The 20,361-nt window shown below is 66.5% G+C and carries 16 protein-coding genes; 7 read left to right on the top strand and 9 right to left on the bottom strand.

The genetic code is table 11. The features are described from left to right. Window positions 1–38 precede the first annotated feature (38 nt). Both ACILR9_RS10040 and ACILR9_RS10035 read right to left on the bottom strand, forming a co-directional pair. A complete protein-coding gene (locus ACILR9_RS10040; protein ID WP_395709778.1) occupies window positions 39–2,489 on the bottom strand; it encodes a penicillin-binding protein 1A in 2,451 nt (816 codons plus the stop codon). A 55-nt stretch (window positions 2,490–2,544) separates the two neighbouring features. Then, window positions 2,545–3,228 (bottom strand): N-acetylmuramoyl-L-alanine amidase, encoded by a 684-nt coding sequence (locus ACILR9_RS10035; protein WP_395709777.1) that lies wholly within the window; start codon window positions 3,226–3,228, stop codon window positions 2,545–2,547. 649 nt (window positions 3,229–3,877) lie between these two features. On the opposite strand from ACILR9_RS10035, the gene ACILR9_RS10030 reads away from it, so the two are divergent. Beyond that, window positions 3,878–6,955: a ribonuclease E/G gene (locus ACILR9_RS10030; protein ID WP_395709776.1), complete on the top strand. Its 3,078-nt coding sequence runs from the start codon at window positions 3,878–3,880 to the stop codon at window positions 6,953–6,955. A 189-nt stretch (window positions 6,956–7,144) separates the two neighbouring features. Beyond that, a complete protein-coding gene (locus tag ACILR9_RS10025) occupies window positions 7,145–8,104 on the top strand; it encodes a Bug family tripartite tricarboxylate transporter substrate binding protein (protein ID WP_395709775.1) in 960 nt (319 codons plus the stop codon). 60 nt (window positions 8,105–8,164) lie between these two features. On the opposite strand, the gene ACILR9_RS10020 is transcribed toward ACILR9_RS10025, so the two are convergent. Beyond that, window positions 8,165–9,253: a TRAP transporter substrate-binding protein gene (locus ACILR9_RS10020; protein WP_395709774.1), complete on the bottom strand. Its 1,089-nt coding sequence runs from the start codon at window positions 9,251–9,253 to the stop codon at window positions 8,165–8,167. 107 nt (window positions 9,254–9,360) lie between these two features. Here ACILR9_RS10020 and ACILR9_RS10015 point away from each other — a divergent pair, with 107 nt between their 5' ends. Next, window positions 9,361–10,428, top strand: a complete 1,068-nt coding sequence (locus ACILR9_RS10015; protein WP_395709773.1) for an IS630 family transposase — start codon at window positions 9,361–9,363, stop codon at window positions 10,426–10,428. A 167-nt stretch (window positions 10,429–10,595) separates the two neighbouring features. Beyond that, entirely contained in the window at window positions 10,596–10,718 is a 123-nt protein-coding gene (locus ACILR9_RS10010; protein ID WP_395709772.1) for a hypothetical protein, read from the top strand. 117 nt (window positions 10,719–10,835) lie between these two features. Here ACILR9_RS10010 and ACILR9_RS10005 read toward each other — a convergent pair whose 3' ends face one another. Further along, window positions 10,836–11,885 (bottom strand): acyl-CoA dehydrogenase family protein, encoded by a 1,050-nt coding sequence (locus tag ACILR9_RS10005; protein ID WP_395709771.1) that lies wholly within the window; start codon window positions 11,883–11,885, stop codon window positions 10,836–10,838. 11 nt (window positions 11,886–11,896) lie between these two features. Continuing rightward, a complete protein-coding gene (locus tag ACILR9_RS10000; protein WP_395709770.1) occupies window positions 11,897–13,054 on the bottom strand; it encodes an acyl-CoA dehydrogenase family protein in 1,158 nt (385 codons plus the stop codon). Between the two features lie 76 nt (window positions 13,055–13,130). On the opposite strand from ACILR9_RS10000, the gene ACILR9_RS09995 reads away from it, so the two are divergent. Continuing rightward, on the top strand, window positions 13,131–13,607 hold the full coding sequence (locus ACILR9_RS09995; protein WP_395709769.1) for a nuclear transport factor 2 family protein: 477 nt from the start codon (window positions 13,131–13,133) through the stop codon (window positions 13,605–13,607). Window positions 13,608–13,738: 131 nt separating this feature from the next. Here the strand turns inward: ACILR9_RS09995 and ACILR9_RS09990 are convergent, their stop codons facing one another. The 3 genes from ACILR9_RS09990 to ACILR9_RS09980 are packed head-to-tail and all read right to left on the bottom strand — an operon-like array spanning window position 13,739 to window position 17,073. Next, entirely contained in the window at window positions 13,739–14,725 is a 987-nt protein-coding gene (locus ACILR9_RS09990) for a DUF3298 domain-containing protein (protein WP_395709768.1), read from the bottom strand. Further along, a complete protein-coding gene (locus ACILR9_RS09985; protein WP_395709767.1) occupies window positions 14,722–15,873 on the bottom strand; it encodes a pyridoxal phosphate-dependent aminotransferase in 1,152 nt (383 codons plus the stop codon). Before ACILR9_RS09985 ends, ACILR9_RS09990 begins: the two co-directional genes overlap by 4 nt. Window positions 15,874–15,882: 9 nt before the next feature. Next, window positions 15,883–17,073 carry a gamma-glutamyltransferase gene (locus ACILR9_RS09980; RefSeq protein WP_395709766.1) on the bottom strand — a complete coding sequence of 397 codons (1,191 nt, stop codon included), beginning with the start codon at window positions 17,071–17,073 and terminating at the stop codon, window positions 15,883–15,885. 187 nt (window positions 17,074–17,260) lie between these two features. Between ACILR9_RS09980 and ACILR9_RS09975 the strand changes: the two genes are divergently transcribed. Together ACILR9_RS09975 and ACILR9_RS09970 are read left to right on the top strand one after the other, a co-directional pair. Then, window positions 17,261–18,637, top strand: a complete 1,377-nt coding sequence (locus tag ACILR9_RS09975) for a M48 family metalloprotease (protein ID WP_395709765.1) — start codon at window positions 17,261–17,263, stop codon at window positions 18,635–18,637. 16 nt (window positions 18,638–18,653) lie between these two features. Beyond that, window positions 18,654–19,424: a DsbA family protein gene (locus tag ACILR9_RS09970; RefSeq protein WP_395709764.1), complete on the top strand. Its 771-nt coding sequence runs from the start codon at window positions 18,654–18,656 to the stop codon at window positions 19,422–19,424. Window positions 19,425–19,698: 274 nt separating this feature from the next. On the opposite strand, the gene ACILR9_RS09965 is transcribed toward ACILR9_RS09970, so the two are convergent. After that, window positions 19,699–20,316 carry a hypothetical protein gene (locus ACILR9_RS09965; RefSeq protein WP_395709763.1) on the bottom strand — a complete coding sequence of 206 codons (618 nt, stop codon included), beginning with the start codon at window positions 20,314–20,316 and terminating at the stop codon, window positions 19,699–19,701. Between the last annotated feature and the right edge of the window lie 45 nt (window positions 20,317–20,361).

Here is a 20,361-nt window from a genome sequence, read left to right as displayed (position 1 = left end):
GCCTGTCACGGGTCGGCGCCAGCCCGGCGTCCGCAGGATCAATAGGTCTCGCCGGTTCCCGTCAGGCCGGGGCGCCGACCGCCGCCCGCCTGCTGCGGGCCGCCGCCGTCTATACCGGAATACTGCCCTGAGCCGTCAAGCGGCGTCTGGTTGAAGCCCTCGGAGCCAGGCTCGGTGCCGACCTTGAAGACCTCGTCGATCGCGCCGCCCTCGTAGGAGTACTTCACCAAGCGCAGGCCCGGCGGGATGCGGAAGGGCGTCGGCGGCTTACCCTTGAAGATCTCCTGCGCGATGCTCTGGTAGATCGGCGCCGCGTTGCCACCGCCGGTCTCCTGGTTGCCCGACCCGAGTGTGCGCGGCTCGTCGAAGCCGATGAAGATCCCGACGGTGATGTCTGGCGTCGAGCCAAGGAACCAGTTGTCGCGGGCATCGTTGGTCGTGCCCGTCTTGCCGGCGATCGGCCGTCCGAGCGCGGCAAGCTGAGCCGCCGTGCCGCGCGTCGTCACCCCCAGCATCATGCTGACAACCTGGTAGACCGACGCCGGATCGTGGAACGGCTTGCGCGGATCGACGATCTCCGGCGGCACCGGCACCTTGCCCTGGGCTTGCTCGCCGCAGCCGCGGCAGGTGCGCGGCTCGTGCCGATAGATCGTCTTGCCGTTGCGATCCTGCACGCGGTCGACGAGGCTCGGCGTGATCTCGAGCGCGCCGTTGGCCAGCATCGCGTAGGCCATCGTCATGCGCAGCAGGGTCGTCTCGCCTGCGCCCAGCGACATCGGCAGGTAGGCGCCCATGTGATCGGTGACGCCGAACTCCTTGGCGACCTCGACCACCTTCTTCATGCCGATCTGCTGCGCCATCCGCACCGTCATGAGGTTGCGCGACAGCTCGAGGCCGCGGCGCACAGTCGCTGGGCCGAGGAAGTCGCCGCCGTAGTTCTTCGGCGACCAGATCGGCTGGCCATAGCCTGGGTCGTAGCTGAACGGCGCGTCGAGCACGATGCTGGCCGGCGTGAAGCCGGCATCCATCGCCGCCAGGTAGACGAACGGCTTGAACGACGAGCCGGGCTGGCGTGCTGCCTGGACGGCGCGGTTGAACTGGCTGCGGCCATAGGACCAGCCGCCCGTCATGGCGAGCACGCGGCCGGTCTGGGTATCCATGACCACGACGCCGCCCTCGACGTTGGGCACCTGGCGCAGCCCATACGTCTTCGGCGGATAGGGCTTGCTGCCGGCGCCGGTCGTGACCTTCTCGACGACGATCACGTCGCCCACGGCGACGACGTCCTTCGGGCTGCGCGGCGGGTTGCCGACTCGTTGCTCCGGCAGGGTGGGTCGCGCCCACGCCATCTCCGCAAAAGGCAGTGTGCCTTCCCCGTCGGGCAGACCAACGAGCTGCACCAACTGCGCTTCGACCTTGGCGACGACGGCGAGCTGCCACGCCGGCGGTCCGAACAGGGGACGACGTTGGGCGATGCGGGCGAACTCCTCCTCCCACACATTCATGTCCGGGACGTGGGCATAGGGGCCGCGCCAGCCATGCCGCCGGTCATAGGCGACCAAACCCTGGCGCAAGGCGTTGTCAGCAGCGGCCTGGATCGCCGGGTCGAGCGTCGTGCTGACGGTCAGGCCACCCTCGTACAGCCCTTTCTCGCCGTACGCTGCCAGGAGGTTGCGCCGGACTTCCTCCGCAAAAAAGTCGGCCTGGACCACTTCGGTGGCGCCGCGCCGGCGGAGCTGGAGCCTTTCGGCCTTCGCCGCCTGGGCCTCGGCCGCGGTGATATAGCCGTCGTCCTGCATGCGGCCGAGCACGTAGTCGCGCCGCGCGTACGCTTCCTTCTCATTGCGCTGGATGTTGTAGCGATTCGGTGCCTTGGGTAACGCCGCCAGATAGGCGATTTCGGACAGGCTGAGCTCGTCGAGCGAGCGGTCGAAATAGTTGATTGCGGCCTGCGCGACGCCGTAGTTGCCCGAGCCGAGATAGATTTCGTTCAGGTAGAGCTCGAGAATGCGCTCCTTGGAATAGGTCTCCTCAATGCGAAACGCCAGGATCGCCTCGCGAATCTTGCGCGCCAGGGTCGCCTGGTTCGACAGTAGGAAGTTCTTGGCTACCTGCTGGGTGATACCGGACGCGCCCTCGGGCCGCTTGCCGGGATTGGTCACATTGGCGACCATGGCGCGGACGACGCCGACGAAGTCGATGCCGGGATGGGTGAAAAAACGCTGATCCTCGGCCGCAACGAACGCCTCGAGCACGCGCTTGGGCATGGCTGCCACCGGCACGAACACCCGCTTCTCGCGGGCGTACTCGGCCAGCAACCGGCCATCGGAGGCATAGAGGCGAGACACCGTCGCAGGCTGGTAGTCGGCAAGCTGCTTGTGATCGGGCAAACCATGGCTGAAATGCCAGAACAGGCCCGCAACGATTCCGGCCCCGACGATCACGGAGGCCGTGGCGAATGCCAGCAAGACTTTGAACAGGTTCAACACGGCCTTTTTCTACGCGTAGCCTTCAGAAGGGGCAACGTGAGAGGATGCGCCCAACTTACGCCTTTCTTGTGGCGAGCCCGAAATGGGCGTCGACCGAGGCACGCAGCGCCCGCGCCAGTGCGATCTGATGCTGCGAGACGGTGAGCAGCCTTTCGTCTTGCGGATTGGACAGGTATCCCAATTCGACCAGGGCCGCCGGGATATCAGGCGACGTCAGGACCGCGAACCCGGCCTGGCGATGGGTGCGGGGCAGCAGACGCACTCCGTTGCGGGCAAACGACTGCACGATCGTGTCGGCGAGGCGACGGGAGTCGTTGACGGTGCCGCGTTGGCTCATCGCGAACAGCGCCTGCGCAACATTGTCCGGCTCGTGGGCAAAGCGGAAACCGGCGGTGGCGTCGGCACGATTCTCGCGCGCCGCCAGCATCGCCGCCTCGCGGTCGCTGGCATCCTCCGACAGGGTGTAGACGGAGGCGCCACGAATCTCCGAATCGGCATGGGCATCGGCGTGCAGGGACAAGAACAGGTCGGCTTTGGCAGTCTGCGCCCGGGCGACCCGTTCGCGCAAAGGCACGTAGCTGTCGCCGCTGCGGGTCAGCATGACCCGGTAGATGCCGCCGACCTGCAGCTCGGCCTGCAGTTGGCGAGCAATGGCCATGACCACACCCTTCTCCTGGGTTCCGCGCACCCCGAGGGCCCCCGGGTCGCGGCCGCCATGACCGGGATCGAGGACGATCAATCGGGTTCGCACCGCCGGCTTCGTTGGCTTGGCCGATTTGACTGCGGGAGCGGTTACTTGTCGGGCTTTATTGGGGGCCGCCCCTGCTTCCTTGAGGACAGTGCCCCATCCGGCGCCAAAGGCGGCCAGCGCAGCACAAACATCCCGACGGCGAAGGGCAGACATAGCCAAGCCAGTTTATGAATGAATTACCGGGAATTACCTGAATATCCTCAACTGAGTACACAAAAGCCCCGATATTTTCAAGAAGAATCAACTTCTTATGCCTTGATGTGCCTCGCCCTCAATCTTTTGATTGTCGCCCCCTGTCGAACCCCGTATGTTGCGCCTTGCGAGCAGTCGCCGTCGTTCGAAGCGCCCTCCTCTCGAGGCCGGTGCGCTCCGACGGCAGTCTCCGAGCCGGGTCGAGCTTGCGCTTCGCTGAAGTTGAGTGCGGCGGACCTGCAGAGGGACTGTCAGGAAGGCGGTGGCTATGGAAAACCCGAGGTCGGCAGGACCCAGTTGTGGTCCGGCGGCGCGATGCTTCCCCGTCTTGGCTGAAGTTGGCCGTTCGACGGGTTGATGGCGCACCGCCCCCCTCGCACCAAAGAGGCGGCTCGGCGGCTGGTTGCTCGCGCCGGCTGGAACCGGGCGCCTCGGGAGCGAGCCCATGGCGCGGCGCATGCTCATCGATGCGAGCCATCCCGAAGAGACTCGGGTGGTGGTTGTCGATGGAACACGTTTGGAAGAGTTCGATTTCGAGACGGCGACACGCAAGCCCTTGAAGGGCAACATCTATCTGGCAAAAGTTATCCGCATCGAGCCATCCTTGCAGGCGGCCTTCGTGGAGTATGGCGGCAACCGCCACGGCTTTCTGGCCTTCGCCGAAATCCATCCCGACTACTATCAAATCCCTGTCGCCGACCGTGAACGGCTGATCGCCGAGCAGCAGCGCCTGCACGCCGAGGCCGACGACGACCCGGAACCCGAGTCCAGGCCGGAATTGCACGACGACGACATTCCCGTCGGCGATGAGGAGGTGGCAACTGATCTTTCGGTCGAAACGGTTGCAGAGCAGGCGTCGGCATATGACGCGAGCGATGCGGTGGCGGCCGAAGGGATACAGCCGCCCGAACCGTCGTCGGCTCTGCCTGCTCTGGCTGACAGCGCCCCCGTTGAGATCCTCGTCGAACCCGCTGCCGCCTTGGAGACGCCGGCCGAACGTGCGGTCGCAGAGACGCCGGTCGTGAACTCTGGCGCGCCGGTCGAGGTCGGCGTCGGCATCAGCGAGCCTGAGCCGCAGGCCAAGCCAGCCGAGATTGCCAGCGAGCGCCTGAATGGCCCTGTCCTCGACGCCTCGACCGAAATCGAGACGCCGGCGACGATCGATATGCCCTCCGGGGGTCCGGAGGGCGATGCGGCGGGCGAACCAAGCGAGGCAACGCCGACTGAGGCCGTGGTTGAGACGTTGGGAGGCGACGAGGCCACCGACACGCGCGAGAAGCGCGAGCGCCGGCGGCGCCATTCCGTCCGCCAGTACAAGATCCAGGAAGTCATCAAGCGCCGGCAGATCCTGTTGGTCCAGGTGGTCAAGGAAGAGCGCGGCAACAAAGGCGCGGCGCTGACGACCTACCTGTCGCTCGCCGGCCGCTATTGCGTGCTGATGCCCAATGCCGGGCGGGGCGGCGGCATTTCCCGCAAGATATCCAACCCGGCCGACCGCAAGCGCATGAAGGAGGTGCTGAGCGACCTCGACGTGCCGCAGGGGATGGGAGTCATCCTGCGCACCGCCGGTCTCGAGCGCAGCCCGATCGATATCCGGCGCGACTATGAATATCTGTCGCGGCTATGGGATTCGATCCGCGAGCTCACCATGCGCTCGACGGCACCCGCCCTGATCTACGAGGAAGGCGATCTCATCAAGCGCTCGCTGCGCGATGTCTACGACACCGACATCGCCCAGGTCCTCGTCGAAGGCGAAGCGGGGTTCACCGCCGCTTCCGAGTTCATGCGCCAGCTGGTGCCGCACCAGGCCAGCAAGGTCGAGCTGTACAAGGAGCCGATCCCCCTCTTCCACCGCTACCAGGTGGAAAGCCAGTTCGATGCCATGCACTCGCCGACCGTGCAGTTGCGCAGCGGCGGATACATCGTGATCAACCCGACCGAGGCGCTGGTCGCCATCGACGTCAACTCCGGCCGCTCGACCCGCGAGCGCAATATCGAGGAGACGGCGCTGCGCACCAACATCGAGGCGGCCGAGGAGATTGCCCGTCAGGTCCGCTTGCGCGATCTCGCCGGCCTGATCGTGATCGACTTCATCGACATGGAGGAGACGCGCCATCAGAGGCAGGTCGAGCACAAGGTCAAGGACGCGATGCGCAGCGATCGCGCGCGCATCCAGATCGGTCGCATCTCGGCGTTCGGGCTCCTCGAAATGTCACGCCAGCGGCTGCGGCCCAGCCTGCTCGAGCATTCGACCGAGAGCTGCCCCCACTGCGCCGGCACCGGCCGCATCCGCTCGATCGAATCGGCCGCCTTGCAGGCCCTGCGCGCCATCGAAGAAGAAGGCGTGCGCCGCCGCGCGGGAGAAATCATCGTCAGCGTGCCGCCCAACGTGGCGCTCTATCTGCTCAACCAGAAGCGCCGGACGCTGTCCGAGATCGAGTACCGATACAACATCGCGGTCACCGTCGAGGCCGACGACGAGTTGCACGCCGCCGACTGCGAGATCGAACGCATCCGGACCCGTCGCGACGATCGCGAGCGGCCGCAGCAGGAGCTGGCGCGCGCGAGCTACGAGGAGGTCGGGCGCGAGCCGGCCAACGAGGATGTCGAAGCGCCGGAAGACGGCGACGGAGCGCTGCCGGAAGGGCAAGCGGCCGAGCGCGAGGAAGGTGGCGAGGAGGATGGCGACCGCGACAGCAATCGTCGCCGGCGCCGGCGCCGCCGCCGGCGCGGCCGCCGCGAAGGCGATGGCGAGTCGGCCGACCATCCGCAAGCTGTCGGCGACGCCCTCGAAGGTGAGCATGATCGCGACGACGCACACGACGGCAGCGCCGAGCACGGCCCGAACGGCGAGACCAGCGTCGACGGCCTCGAGCCGGTAGCCGCGGCGGGCGAATCCGACGACGCCGACGCAACGGACGAGCGCGACGAGCCGATCGGCGAGGAACGCCTTGACGACGTACAAACCGACCAGCGTGGCGCGGAATACACCGAAGAGCCGCAAGGCGACGAGGAGCGCGGCGATCGCCGCCGCCGCCGCGGACGCCGGGGCGGACGCCGCCGCCGGCGCGACAATGGCGACGGTGAGCGTCCGGAAGGCAGCCCGCTCGACGCTCAGTCGACCGACGTCGCCCCGGAAGCCCAAGCCGACGGCGAGTCCCCAGAGGCAGCCCCGTTGACCGCCGAGGACAACGCCTTCGATCCTGGCCCGCCGGTGAACATAGAAGCGGAGCCTCCTGTGCCCTTGTCTCAGGCACCTCCGCCGCCCCCGCCTTCGGCGCCGCCGCCGGCCCTCGATTCGCTCGTTTCGTCGTCGGACGTGCCGCCAGCGATCGAAGCCGCCGCGGAACCCCGGCAGCCAGAGCCGCCCGCGGTGCTCGACGCCACCCCCGTGCAGCCCGAACCACCAGCCCTGCCGCCCGTGTTCGAGCCGGCGCCACCGGCGTCAGAACCGGCGCCACCGCCGGTTCCCGTCATCACCGCACCGCCGGAGAAGCCGCGCCGCGGCTGGTGGCGACGCTGACGGCGTGATCTTCTTTTGGTCGAAGCACCAGAGAAATGACCTCACCCCGAGACGCCGCGTTACACGCGGCTCCTCAGGGCGAGGTCTTTAGTCGGAGCAATCACGCTCCAGGATTCGCTGCATCACACGCTTCAGTTCACCGGATTTGAGATGATCGAGACGACACGAGCCGCACCGCGCCCATCAAAGATGCGCCGCAGACAGATCGTGGCCGGTGCGGCCGCCCTCGCGTTCGGTGGAGCAGCGAGGGCGGATGCTTTTCCGTCTGGCCCGTTCCGCATCATCGTGCCGTTCGGAGCAGGCTCGGCGACCGACCAGGCGGCGCGCAATGTGGCCGAAGGCCTCAACCGCCTGTTCAAGGTGCCGGCGGTCGTGGAGAACAAGCCTGGCGCCAACGGCGCGATTGCGGCCGAGGTCGCCGCCAAGGCAAAGCCTGACGGGATGACGATCTTCGTCTGCTCGAACACCGCAGCAGCGTCGAACGTCGCGATGATGAGGAGCCTACCCTACGATCCGCTGAAGGATTTCGATCCGTTGACCCTGATCGGCCGGGCACCGGTGTTCCTGATGGTCAATCCCAAGGTCGAAGCCGCGACGGCAGCGGAGCTCGTGGCGCTGTGCAAGCGTCAGCCGGGCAAGATCAATTTCGGCTCGGGCAGCGCCTCGACGCGTATCTCGGGCGAGCTGCTCAAAGCCAAGGCCGGCATCGACATGGTGCACGTGCCGTACAAGAGCACGCCGGCGGCGCTGCAGGACACCATGGCTGGCCATGTCCAGTTGTGCTTCACTGACCCGGTGACTGGGTTGCCCCAGGTCAAGGCCGGCACCGTGCGCTGCCTCGGTGTCGGCAATCGCGGCCGCTACAAGCTCACGCCCGACATTCCCACACTCATCGAGCAGGGCATCCCCGACTTCGAGCTGATGACCTGGACCGGCGTGCTGATGCCGCGCGGCGTGCCGGCGCCGGTCCTGAAGACGCTGCACGAGGCGATCGTGAGCGTCATCAGCGACCCCGCCTATGTCGAGCGCCAGGCGCAGGGCGGGTCGGAGATCACGCCCTGCTCTTCCGACGAGATGCGCCGCATCCAGATCGCCGAGATCAACCTTTACCGCGAGATGATGACGATCGCCGGCATCGAACCGGAATGAGGTTCTCTTCCAGCAGACCGGGAGCGCGACGCCCGCGGTCCGAAAGAGCATGACCGACAGCTATCGTTCGCTGCGGTAGACTGCGAGTTCGGCCCGCGTGTCGGCGATCGAGAACCAGCGATGCTGTTCGGCGCGGAACTGCCGCCAGTTTGCCAGGATGCGCTTGAACTGTTCGTTCTGCGCCGCCTCCTCATCGAGGACCGTCTCCAGCGCGCCGCGCAAAGCCTTGATCACCTCTTCCGGCAGGACCGACAGCTGCGTGCCGGCCGCCACCAGGCGGGCGATCGCCGTGGCGTTCTTGGCGTCGTACGAAGCCATCATCTCGGTCTGGGCGAAAGCGCAGGCATAACGAAGAACGGCCTGATAGCGGGGCGGTAGCGAGTTCCAGGCTGCCTTGTTGATCATCAGGTGGTTGGTGGCTTCCAGCTCCATGACGCCCGGCGTGTAGTAGTACTTCGCGACCTTGTTGAACCCGAGCTTCTCGTCGTCATACGGGCCAACCCATTCGCAAGCGTCGATCGTGCCGCGCTCGAGGGCCGGATAGATGTCGCCGCCGGCGATCTGCTGCGGCACCGCGCCGAGCTTGGAGAATACCTTGCCACCAAAGCCCGCGGTCCGGATCTTGAGGCCGACGAAATCGGCCGGCGTCTTCAGCTCCTTGCGGAACCAGCCGAACATCTGCCCGCCGGTCTGGCCGGCCGGCAGTGCAACGATGCCGAAGCTGTCATAGACCTCGTCCATCAGCTTGCGGCCATCGCCGTACATCACCCAGGCCTGGTGCTGGCGCGGCGTGAAGCCGAAGGGAAGCGAGCCGTCGAAGATGAAGGACGGATTCTTGCCGATGTAGTAGCCGGTATAGCTGTGGCCGCATTCGACCGTGCCGTTGGCGACGGCATCGAGCACCTGCAGGCCCGGCACGATCTCGCCGGCCCCGAATGCCTGCAGCGCGAATTTGCCGTCGGTCATCTCGCCGACGATGCGGACAATCGTCTGCGCCGCACCGAACAGCGTATCCAAACTCTTGGGGAAGCTCGAGGTCAGGCGCCACTTCACGTTCTCATTGGTCTGCTGACCAAAAGCCTTTGACGTGGCCGCCAGGGCCGCAAGCGATGCAGCAGCCGGCGCGAGCTTTCGACGCGTTACTCTCATTGGACGTGTCCTCTCCTGATCGTACGGCAAGGATACTAGTGTCTAATTGCAATATAATACGATATTAAGTATCATGCTACGGTTATTTCTACTATTTGAGGTGTACCGTGGCGCGGGTGGCATCGGAACTGCGGTGTTCTGCGGAGCAACGTACGGAGTTGGCGGCGTTGGCGCGAAGCCGGACGGCGGAGGCGCGCTTGGTGGAGCGGGCTCGCATTGTGCTGGCCTGCCTGGAGGGCAAGCGTAATGACGAGGTCAGCCGGAGCCTGGGAGTGCGGCCCAACACGGTCGGCCTGTGGCGCAAGCGGTTTGCGGCAGACGGAGTAGCGGGCCTGCAGGATCGGCCGCGACCGGGTAAGAAGGCGACCTACGGTCCGGAGTTGCGTCTGCGGGTATTGCGGCGGCTCGAGCAAGCGCCGCCGAAGGGATTGTCGAGCTGGGACGGCGGTTCGCTGGCGGCGGCGCTGGGCGTGTCGGACGATGCGGTGTGGCGGGTGATGCGCAAGGAGGGCATCCAGTTGCGCCGCCATCGTTCGTGGTGCGTCAGCACGGACCCTCAGTTTGCCGCCAAAGCGGCCGATATCATCGGCCTGTATCTCAATCCTCCCGACAACGCCTTGGTGCTCAGCGTCGACGAGAAGCCGACAATCCAGGCGCTGGAACGAGCGCGCGGCTACGTGCAGACGAGCAGCGGCAAGGTGGTTCAAGGTCTGAAGAGCACCTACAAGCGACACGGCACCATCAACCTGTTCGCGGCGCTGGAGGTGACCACCGGCGTGCTTCGTGGCAAGACGACCGCAAGCAAGAAGCGCGTCGATTTCCAAGCGTTCATGGACGAGGTCGTTGCCGAATACCCTGGCGATCGCCAGATCCACGTCATTCTCGACAATCTGTGTACGCACAAGAAGAATGACGATTGGCTGGCTGCCCATCCCAATGTCACCTTCCACTTCACGCCAACCTCGGCAAGCTGGCTCAACCAAGTCGAAATCTGGTTCGGCATCTTCAGCCGCAAGGCTCTCGTTGGCGCAAGCTTTGCCAGCGTCGAGCAACTCGTTCGAGCCATCCACGACTTCGTCGAGGTCTACAATGAGCACGCTGCCCCCTTCGTCTGGCGCAAGCGCGAGGTCAAAGGTGCACAGCTCAGAAATACTATCGTTAACTTTTGCAATTAGACACTAGGTCGCCCGGGGAGAGACCGCCACAACGGAGCGTACGCCAAAGGCCGGCGCGAACCGCGCCCCGGCCCCATCAGGTTGCTACGGAGCCTCGGCTATCTTGATCACCTCTAGATCGGCCGTCAGCTCCTTGCCCTTGGGTCTCTGGCCCCACGAGCACGAACATGACGACGAGCAGCAGGAAGACCGCCGTGCTGATCATCATGGGCAAGGCAAAGTCCATCTGCACCTCGACGGCGAAGGAGGTCAGCACCGGCGCGGCCGGACCGCCCCAAAGGGTGCCTTGATGCCGAGCTCCTGCGAGATCGGCAGCATGATCAACTGGAGGATGGTTTTTGTAAGTTCGCGCCTATGCGTGGTGCGCTCCCAGCGCATGAGTCCTCTGCCTTGGAAACGCGCCCCCACTATGCCGGGTGCGCATAGTGGCTCGCGGTCATCGCAGCCCACAAGGCTTGCGGTCCTGCCTTGGCGTAGGCAGCGCCGATCTTCTCGCCCCAGAACGTCTCGCTGCCGAAGTCGCGGCGCCACACCCACAGCCGCCGCGTGTAGTGGTGAAGGATGTGCTCGTGAGTGAAACCCATGGCACCCATGGATTGGTGCGAGATCGCCGCAATGCGGTGGGCGAATTCCGAGGCTTGGCTTTTGGCGGCGGCGATCGAGAAGCTGCCGCCATAGGCCAACCCGCCTTCATCGGCATCGCGCGCGGCGGCTTCGGCCGACGCGATGGTGGCGGCGACGCAGCTCGCCAGCTCGGCCAGCATGTGCTGGATGGCCTGGAAGGTCGAGATCGGCCGGCCGAACTGCACGCGCTGCTTGGAATACTCGACGGCGATCGCCAGCACCCTGTCGGCCGCCCCTGCCATCTGCATCGCCCGCATGACCGCGCCCAACTCGACGGCGCGCTCGGCGTTGACCGGCGACTCGCCGACGAATTCCGCCGTGGCACGGTCGAACGTGACGGTGCCGTACGGTTCGCCGGCGTGGCTGGGCGTGGCCGCGCACGCGGCGGCGCCCTTGCCGACCACGGCCAGCTTGTCGCCGACCACGACGACGTAGCGATCGACCACTGTCGCGAAGGGAACCCGCTCCACACGGCCCGACACCCGGCCGCCGCTCAGCGACAGAGCGCCGAGGGCGACGGTCGCCGGGCCGCCTTTGGGCTCACTGCCAGCGGCCGCGATCAGGAGATTTGCCAGCGCGGTCTCGGCGAGCGGCACCGGCACGGCATGCGAGCCGGCGAGCCGCAGCAGGGCCAGCATGTCGGCCAGGGTGCCGCCGGCGCCACCCTTGTCCTCGGGCACGGCGATGTGCGGCAGCCCCATCTCCTCGATCGCCTGCCAAAGCTCGGCCGGCCAGATGCCCTTCTCGACGTTGTTGACGATCTCGCGGCCGCACCGATCGGTGAAGAAGCGGTCGGCAGTCTCGAGCAGCATGTCGCGGGTTTCGCGGTCCATCGATCCTCTCCTCAACGCAGACCGAGGCCGCGCGCGACGATGCCGCGCAGCACCTGGGTCGTTCCGCCCTGGATAGTGTAGGACGGTGCGATCATCGTGGCGTACTGGGCGACGTCGAGGAAATCGGCCACGTCCTCTTCCGTGGTGGCGTCCGACTCGGCGATCGCACGGGCAATCTCCGGCAGGTCCTGCTGGTAGATTGTGCCGAGATCCTTGACCAGCGCCGCCTCGATCGCCGGCGACTTGCCGCCCTGCATCATGCCCGCGACGGCAACCGACATCTGGCGCAGGGTCCATAGCCGCGCGATCAATCGACCGAGGACGGCACTGGCCCGCTTGGCTGGCTGCCGGCCGAGCACGCGCACCAGCTCGCGCAGGATGTAGAAATTCTGCATGAAGCGCTCGGGGCCGCTGCGCTCGAAGGCGAGTTCGCTGGTCACCTGCAGCCAGCCGTCGCCCTCGTTGCCGATCAGGCAGCTTTCCGGAATGAACGCGTCGCTGAAGGTGACTTCGTTCCAGTCGTGGCGACCCGCGAGGTTGATGATCGGCCGGATGGTGATGCCCGGCGTCTTCAGGTCGACGAGCAGCTGGCTCAGGCCCTTGTGGCGATCACCGTGCTGACCTGACGTGCGCACCAGAGTGATGCAGTAGTGATTATGATGAGCACCTGAGGTCCACACCTTGGTGCCGTTGACCCGAAATCCACCGGGCACCGGTTCGGCGCGGGTCCGCACGGAGGCGAGATCGGAGCCCGAGTCGGGCTCGCTCATGCCGATGCTGAAATAGCATTCGCCTGATGTGATGCGCGGCAGGATCGCCTCGCGCTGCTCCTCGCTACCGAACCGCAACAGCAACGGCCCCGACTGCCGATCGGCGACCCAGTGGGCTCCGGCCGGCGCTCCATTGCCCAGCAGCTCCTCGGTGATGACGTAGCGATCGAGGAAGCTGCGTTCGCTGCCGCCGTACCTCTTCGGCCAGGTGATTCCGATCCAGCCCTTCTTGCCCATCGCCTTGCTGAACTCGGCGGAGCGCGTGTTCCAGCTCGGAAAGCGATCCTCCGTCCTGAGCTTCGGCAGCGTCTCGCCGAGGAACGCCCGCACCTCGCTGCGCAACGCTTCGGCCTCGGGCGGCAGATGGAATGGCGGGAATTCGAGCTTTGGAATGGACATCGTCGTCTCGATGGTTGGAGGCCTCTTCTCTGTCGGCTTATGCTTGGCGACGCAACCATGGAGTTTCGAGGGTCGAATGCCCCGCCGTCCACCCCGCCTGCCGCCGCTCCTGGCGGAATTCGACGACGATGAGCGCGACGCGGTACTTGCCGCCAACCGAGCCTTCTATCGTGCCTTCAGCGATCGCGACTTGGAGGCGATGGACCGGATGTGGGCGACGAGCGGCGCCGTGATCTGCCTTCATCCGGGCCAGTCGCCGCTCGTCGACCGCGCCGAGATCATGGCGAGCTGGCGCGCCATCATGCGCCATCCGGAAGCGCCCCGGGTCCGATGTATCGGCGAATGGGTCACTGGCCGGCCGGGCCTCGCCCTCGTCGTCTGCCGCGAGATCCTCGAGCAGGGCCAGCTCATGGCGACCAACAGCTTCACCCGGCAAAGCGACGGCTGGCGCATGATCGGTCACCATTCCGGCCCCGTGCCGTCGATCGAGGTCGCCCAGGCGACGGCCGCGCCAGCGACGCCGACAACACGCGACCGCCGGAAGCTGCATTGAGGCTTCGCGGCGCTCATGGCCGGGAGCGCGCCACTCTGTGGCGCTCATGCTCTTCTTCCAATCCGCAATCGGTGTGTCCGCTATCCCATGAACGCCACGGAGTGGCGCGCTCCCGGCGATGAAAGATACGCCTACCGCGCGATCGGACCGCCGGGGCGGAAGTGCGCGCGCAGGCGATCGTACGAGATGACGACCTCGTACGGACCTGCCGCATAGGGACCGACTTCATAAGCATTGAAGACCAGCTCGAGCTGGCTGGCCTTCCAGCAATAGTGGCGCGCTTCGCCCAGGAGCTTGGTGAGGCTCTTCGGTTCCAGCGCATCCTCGAAGCCGGGTTTTTCGACGAACTGCTTTCTGAGGTCGTCACCGACTATCTGCACCATCATCGAAAGCCAGCCATCGCCCGCCGCAAAAACGCCGTCAGGACCGACGCTGCGTCCCGTGCGCAGATCAACGAGGGTGCATCCGGTCCCGCCGAATCCATGCGCGCCGCCGTTGTAGCCATAATACGTCTCGGCAATCGTGACGGCGTCCGGACCGGGTCGATGCACTTCGAAGCCTTGCTGATACGTCCAGCCCTGCTCGCGATCGGAGGCAACGTCCTCGGCCCTCGGTGTCGCTTGAGCGGCAGCCTGCCGGGCATCGGTGGCGAAGCGCGCGTTGAGTGCCGCGAAGTCGGCCGTCGCGCCGTCGAACTGCGGGTACTCGATCGCGTAGGAAAACCGGATCTGGCCGAGCTTGCCCTTCCGGTCGAGCGCCTGCACGCTGATGAACGGATAAGCGCCCGCACCAAAGGCTTTCAGGGTGGTCGTCCGTGCGGCGTACCGATTCCTGAGACAGACCGTCATGTCGTCGGGCTCGGCTCCACAGTCGCGGTTGCGACCGACGATCCAGCGCACCTGGTCCTTGGCCAGATGATCCTTGGCGGCAGCGCCGAGCCCGCCGGCAAGGGCCGCATAGACGCTCGCCAGCTCACGATCGGCCGTGGCGAGCTCGGGCTCCTTGCAGATCGTCCGCTCGATCGCATTGGAAGCCTTGCTGCACTCGAAGCTCGGTCCGCGTTGAGCCAGGGCCGGCGAAGCGAAGGCAACGATCATGGCAATGCCGAGGATTCTCACAGGCGCCTCCATGCCCGCAGTCTCCGCACCGCCTCCTCCATCTCGGCCGTCGACCCGGCGAAGGAAATGCGCAGCGTTCCGGCACCGCGGGCGCGGTCGAAATCGACGCCCGGGGTGGTCGCCACACCGGCCTCGCGCAGCATCTGCCGGCAGAACTCACGGCTGTCGTTGGTGAGATGGGCGACGTCGCAATAGAGATAGAAGGCGCCCTCGGCCGGGGCGAAGCGGTCGAGGCCGACGGCCGGCAGGCCGGCCAGCAGGAGATCGCGATTGGTGCGGTAGCGCCGAACGTGGCCGTCGAGCTCTTCCTTGCATTCGAGCGCCGCGAGAGCCGCATGCTGGCTGAGGGTCGGCACCGAAATGAAGAAATTCTGGGTCAGGCGCTCGATCGGCCGCACCAGATCGGCCGGCACGACCAGCCAGCCGACGCGCCAGCCCGTCATCGAAAAGTACTTGGAGAAGCTGTTGACCACGATGGCGTTGTCGGAAATCTCCACCGCCGAGACGGTGTCCCCGTCGTAGACGATACCGTGATAGATCTCGTCGGAGATCAGCCGCACGCCATTGCGGTCGCACCACCCAGCCAGCGCCTTCATCTCGGTGTGACCGACCATCGTGCCTGTGGGATTTGACGGGCTCGCCACGATCAGGCCATCGATGCGACCGGCCTTCTCCAGGGCTTCGACCGTCGGCTGGAATCGATCGGCCGCAGAGGTCGGCAGGTCGACCGCTTCGAGATTGAGCGCCGTCAGGATATTGCGATAGGCCGGATACCCCGGTGCGGCCAGAGCGATCCGATCGCCGGCGTCGAAGCTCGCCAGGAATGCCAGGGGAAAGCCGCCCGATGAACCCGTCGTCACGATCACCCTGTCGGGCGAGACGTCGACGCGGTAGGTCTCGCGATAGTGCCGTGCGATGCGCTCGCGCAGGGCAGGAATGCCAAGCGCCGCGACGTAGCCGATCTTGTCGGCGTCGAGCGCCGCATGCGCTGCCGCCAGCGCGCCCTTGGGCGCTGGCGTGCTGGGCTGGCCGACTTCGAGGTGGATGACGCTATCGCCCGCCGCCTCCTTCTCCGCCGCCGCCGCCATGACGTCCATGACGATGAACGGATCGACCGCGCCGCCGCGGCGCGAAAGCTTGCCGGACATGGGCCGCGCCTAGCGTGTCGTGGCGATCAGGGCCAACCCGGCACTTGCCGGGTCAATGCCGCTCTGGCACGTCGCCGGATTGCTGCGCAGACCCGACGGACAGGCGATCGCATTGACCCAGCCGCCCTGCCCGCGCTGGGCACCAAGCGCCGTCACCATCTTCTGATCCCGCTCGAGGACGGAATAGGCAATCATGCCGGTGGCCTGTGCAGCCGCAGGCGCACCGCCACCGGCGCCGGCAAAGCCGAACTCGCCATTGTTCGGATTGGCGACGATCATCGGGCTGACCGAGCCTGCCACTGGCGTCATGGCGCCCAGCATCACGCCGGTGCCGGGCACGACGACGCGGGCCCCGAACAACTGCCCCATCGACAAGCTGCACGCTACGGCACCTGCCTTGCTGTCGACCGCGACCAGCCCGGAAAAGCCGTTCGAATCGGTCGGCACCGGCCCGCCCGGCGCCTGGCCCTTCCAGCCCGCGAGCGCCATCGCACCGGCCGCCGGCGGCGGGGCGACATAGACGCGACGTCGGCCATACCCTTCCGTGGTCGGCGCGCTGGCTTGCGGCACGGCGTTGCGCAGTGCCTCGAGGGGCAGGCTGCCGCCGATCTGGGAAATCTGCTCCGACAGGATGCGGGCCAGCGAGCCCTGGAAGAACTCGCCGCCACCCCGCTGGCGGATACTGCCCAGCGTCCCGGCGAGGTCGGCCTGGACCCAGGTATCCCCCTCGCCGATCACGCCGCCGCCCTTGCCGAAGATCCGGCGCGCCTCGCGGTCTGCCGCCAGCAGCCCGCCTCCCACCTGCAGATCGCGCGAAAGGGCGCGCGACACCGGCACGCCGAAGCGCGCCATGCGCTCGGCCGGAGCCACGGTCTGTTCCCAGCGCAAGGCGCCATGCCGGATGTGCATCAGGGTAAGGGCGCGAACGCTCGACGGCACGACGAAGCTCTGTCCCGCGATCGGCCCGGGTGCTGCCACAGGCGGGAACACGAACGCCTCGGCTTCCTTTGTCTTGTCGTCATGGACAATGCAGGCACCGGTGGACCCGAGGCCAGCCGCAGATGGCAAGGTCACGGCGAGCGCGAAGTACATGGCAACGGCGGCATCCGTTGCGTTGCCGCCATTCTGCAGAATGTCGCGGCCGATCTCCGCCGCCCGGCTCTCATCGGTGGAAACCGCGGAGAACCCACCCGACTTCAAGGCCTGCGATAGCCCTTGGCTTCCAGGCGATCTCCCGGCAGGATTGGCGGCCTGTGCGGCCCGATCGGATTCCCGGTCCGCCTCACTGCAGCCACAAGCGCCCAGCACAACCGCTCCCACCAGCGCCAGGTTGCGCAATTGACGCGACCGCCGCGCGTTCCTAGCTTGCCAGGATCTCGTGCCGCCCGTGTTTCGACGCATCATCACCCTCTTCTGCCTCGCGCTGTTCGCGCTGGCGCCGTTTCGTGCCGCGAGCGCCCAGCAAAATCAACGTCTCAATCTGATCCGCGACGCCGAGATCGAGAACGCGATCCGCACGCTGGTGACTCCCGTGTGGCGCGCCGCCGGTCTCGATCCGAACTCGGTCGAGATCATGATCGTCCAGGACCACTCGCTCAACGCCTTCGTCGCCGGCGGCCAGCGCATCTTCATCAATACCGGGCTGATCATGCGCACCGAGACGCCCAACCAGCTGATCGGCGTCCTGGCGCACGAAAGCGGCCATATTGCCGGCGGCCATCTTGCCCGTATGCAGGAGGAGCTGCGCAGCCTGACGACCCTGCAGATTCTCGAAGCCATCATCGGCGGCGGCGCCCTTGCGGCGGGGGCCATGTCGGGCGGCGGCTCAGGCCGCGGCGGCCCCACCACTGGCCTGGGGGGACCACGCGCGCCGGGGTCACTCCTGTCCTTCCTGCAGTATACTCAAACGCAGGAGAACGCGGCCGACCAAGCCGCGATCAGTTACCTGCAACGTACCGGGCAGTCACCGAAGGGCACGGTCGAGTTCCTGCGCATCCTGCAGCGCGAGGAGCGCCTGCAGATCAATCGCCGCGATCCATACCTGACAACCCATCCGTTGACGCCCGACCGCATCGCCACGTTCGAGGATGCGCTGGTGCGCTCACCCTACGCCAATACGCCCGACACGCCGCAGGCGCTCAACATGCACCATCGCATGGTCGCCAAGCTGATGGGCTTCATCACGCCGGACACCGCGCTGGCGCGCTTCAGCGAGGCTGATCGCGCGGTGCCGGCCCGCTATGCGCGCGCCATCGCCTGGTATCGCAAGGCTGCGCTCGGGTCGGCGTTGCTCACCATCGACGGGCTCCTGAAGGAGTATCCCAACGACCCCTACTTCCACGAAGTGCGCGGCCAGATGCTCTACGAGAACGGCAGGGCCGGCGAAGCCGTGGTATCGTACCGCCGCGCCGTCCAGCTGCTTCCCAGCGCGGCGATCATCAAGATCGACTATGCCCGCGCCCTGCTCGACAGCAATTCGCCGGACAACGACCGCGAGGCGGTTCGCAACCTCGAGCAGGCGGCTCAGCAGGAGTCAGGCAGCTTCGAGCTGTGGCGCCTGATGGCAGCCGGCTATTCCAAGCTCAACAACCCCGGCATGACCTCGCTCGCCCGCGCCGAGATGGCCGTGCTGCGCGGCCAGCGCAGCGAGGCGCAATCCCACGCCGACGCCGCGACGCGCCATCTGCAGTCCGGGACACCGGCCTGGCAGCGGGCGCAGGATATCAAGGCTTACATCAACACGCGGCCGGCGGGACGCCGCTAGGCCCGGAGATCAATCAATGCGAACCATCCTCCTCGTCGTCTGCGCCGGCCTGGCGGCTGTCGGCGCCCTCGTGGCCGCTTTGGCGACGACGCCGGCGCGCCTTGCCAGCCCGGGTCAAGCTCCCGCACCTGCCGATCGCAGTGCGTTCGGCAAGAGCATCCGCGAGTATCTGCTGACCAATCCGGAAGTGCTGGTCGAGGCCATGCAGGAACTCGAGCGCCGGCAGGACAGCCAGCGCGAGGCGGTCGCCCAGAAGGGCGTACAGGAGAACCAGGCCGAGCTGTTCCGCGATCCTGACAGCCCGATCGGCGGCAATCCCAACGGCAACGTCGTGGTCGTCGATTTCAACGACTATCAGTGCCCCTACTGCAAGCGGGCGCATCAGGCGGTCAAGTCGGTACTCGCCGCCGACGGGAATGTGAAGATCATCTACAAGGACCTGCCGATCCTCGGCGAGGCGTCGAAGATCGCCGCCCTGGCGGCCCTTGCCTCGACCAGGCAGGGCAAGCACCAAGCCCTGCACGATGCGCTGATGGAGAACAACGGCAAGCTCGATCGAGACCGCATCCTCGAGATTGCCGTTTCGGTCGGGCTCGATCGTGCCCAGCTCGAGAAGGACATGCAGGATCCGAAGCTGAAGCAGATCATCGACCGTAACCTCGCGCTCGCCTCGGCGCTGGGCGTGCGCGGCACGCCGGCCTTCGTGATCGGCAAGCAGTTCGTGCCCGGCGCCGTCGACGCCAATACCCTGAAGCAACTCATCGCCGACGCCCGCAAGGCGGGGTGACTCTACACCGGGAGCGCGCCACTCCGACGACGCTCTTCTTGTCGAGCCCAGATCCTATGAGCGCCGTCGGAGTGGCGCACTCATAGGTGCATATTCAGCTTTGGTCGAAGACCCAACAGGACCCTCATCCCGAGGAGGCCGTAGGCCTCCCGATAGATTTCCCGCTCACGCCGCGAGTTCATACCAGGACGCAGGTCGAGACTTGTCTCGGGCTGCGGCGGTATTCCGGCCCACCGTCGCCGACGCATTCAGGCGCGCGGCGCTATCCGATCCGTCACTGCCGTTCGCGGACCCAGATGCGGAGCTCGTCGCCGGGCTCGAAGCCGGCGTTGATGGCGGCATCCAGCTCGTTGCCGGACTCGTAGCCGACGATCGGCAGGCCCGAGAAAAGCCCGGCAGCCAGCGCGACGAGGTCGCGGAACACGGCGACCGCGTCGCCCGGCTCGGCGACCACGTTGGACAGGCCGACGACCTTCCCGGCGCGATAGAGGGTGCCGCCGGCGACCACCTCGCCGGCGCGGGAGGCGGCGAACATCGCGAAGCGCTCGTCAGCGAACAGCTTGGCGGGAAACGTGTCACTCGCGTCGATGCGCTGCCAGGCGAGGTCCGACGAGGTGCGCGCGATCAGGAGCGGCAGCTGGCGAATCCACCGGGCGTCGAGCAGCAGGTCGAAGCCGCGCCGCGACAGGTCGAGGGTGGCGAAGCTGTCCTTCACCGCCCAGCGGCCGGGCGGGTTCGATCTCGCCAGGATGTCGACGGTGGCGTGCTGCTCGTCGAGCGCCGCCTCGTCGTGGCGCAGCGACACCGCATTGGGATAGAAGCGCGGCACTGCCTGGGCGTTGACCCACATGTGCGGCAGGAAGGTTCCCGGCCGGCCGTGCGCGCGGCACACCGCGTCGCACCAGCGGGCATTGTTGAGTGCGGCGGCGGCCGTCCA

The organism is Reyranella sp., from assembly GCF_044224635.1.
In the GTDB taxonomy this organism is placed as follows: Bacteria; Pseudomonadota; Alphaproteobacteria; order Reyranellales; family Reyranellaceae; genus Reyranella.
The sequence above is the reverse complement of the archived record's forward strand: the minus strand, read 5'-3'. Positions and strand labels throughout refer to the sequence as shown.

What these genes read in the sequence shown, in the direction of transcription:
- ACILR9_RS10020 (WP_395709774.1), bottom strand. Translation starts at nt 9,253, where the DNA reads ATGAGAGTAACGCGTCGAAAGCTCGCGCCGGCTGCTGCATCGCTTGCG.
- ACILR9_RS10010 (WP_395709772.1), top strand. Translation starts at nt 10,596, where the DNA reads ATGACGACGAGCAGCAGGAAGACCGCCGTGCTGATCATCATGGGCAAG.
- ACILR9_RS10030 (WP_395709776.1), top strand. Translation starts at nt 3,878, where the DNA reads ATGGCGCGGCGCATGCTCATCGATGCGAGCCATCCCGAAGAGACTCGG.
- ACILR9_RS09995 (WP_395709769.1), top strand. Translation starts at nt 13,131, where the DNA reads ATGCCCCGCCGTCCACCCCGCCTGCCGCCGCTCCTGGCGGAATTCGAC.
- ACILR9_RS10005 (WP_395709771.1), bottom strand. Translation starts at nt 11,885, where the DNA reads ATGGACCGCGAAACCCGCGACATGCTGCTCGAGACTGCCGACCGCTTC.
- ACILR9_RS09985 (WP_395709767.1), bottom strand. Translation starts at nt 15,873, where the DNA reads ATGTCCGGCAAGCTTTCGCGCCGCGGCGGCGCGGTCGATCCGTTCATC.
- ACILR9_RS10000 (WP_395709770.1), bottom strand. Translation starts at nt 13,054, where the DNA reads ATGTCCATTCCAAAGCTCGAATTCCCGCCATTCCATCTGCCGCCCGAG.
- ACILR9_RS09970 (WP_395709764.1), top strand. Translation starts at nt 18,654, where the DNA reads ATGCGAACCATCCTCCTCGTCGTCTGCGCCGGCCTGGCGGCTGTCGGC.
- ACILR9_RS10025 (WP_395709775.1), top strand. Translation starts at nt 7,145, where the DNA reads ATGCGCCGCAGACAGATCGTGGCCGGTGCGGCCGCCCTCGCGTTCGGT.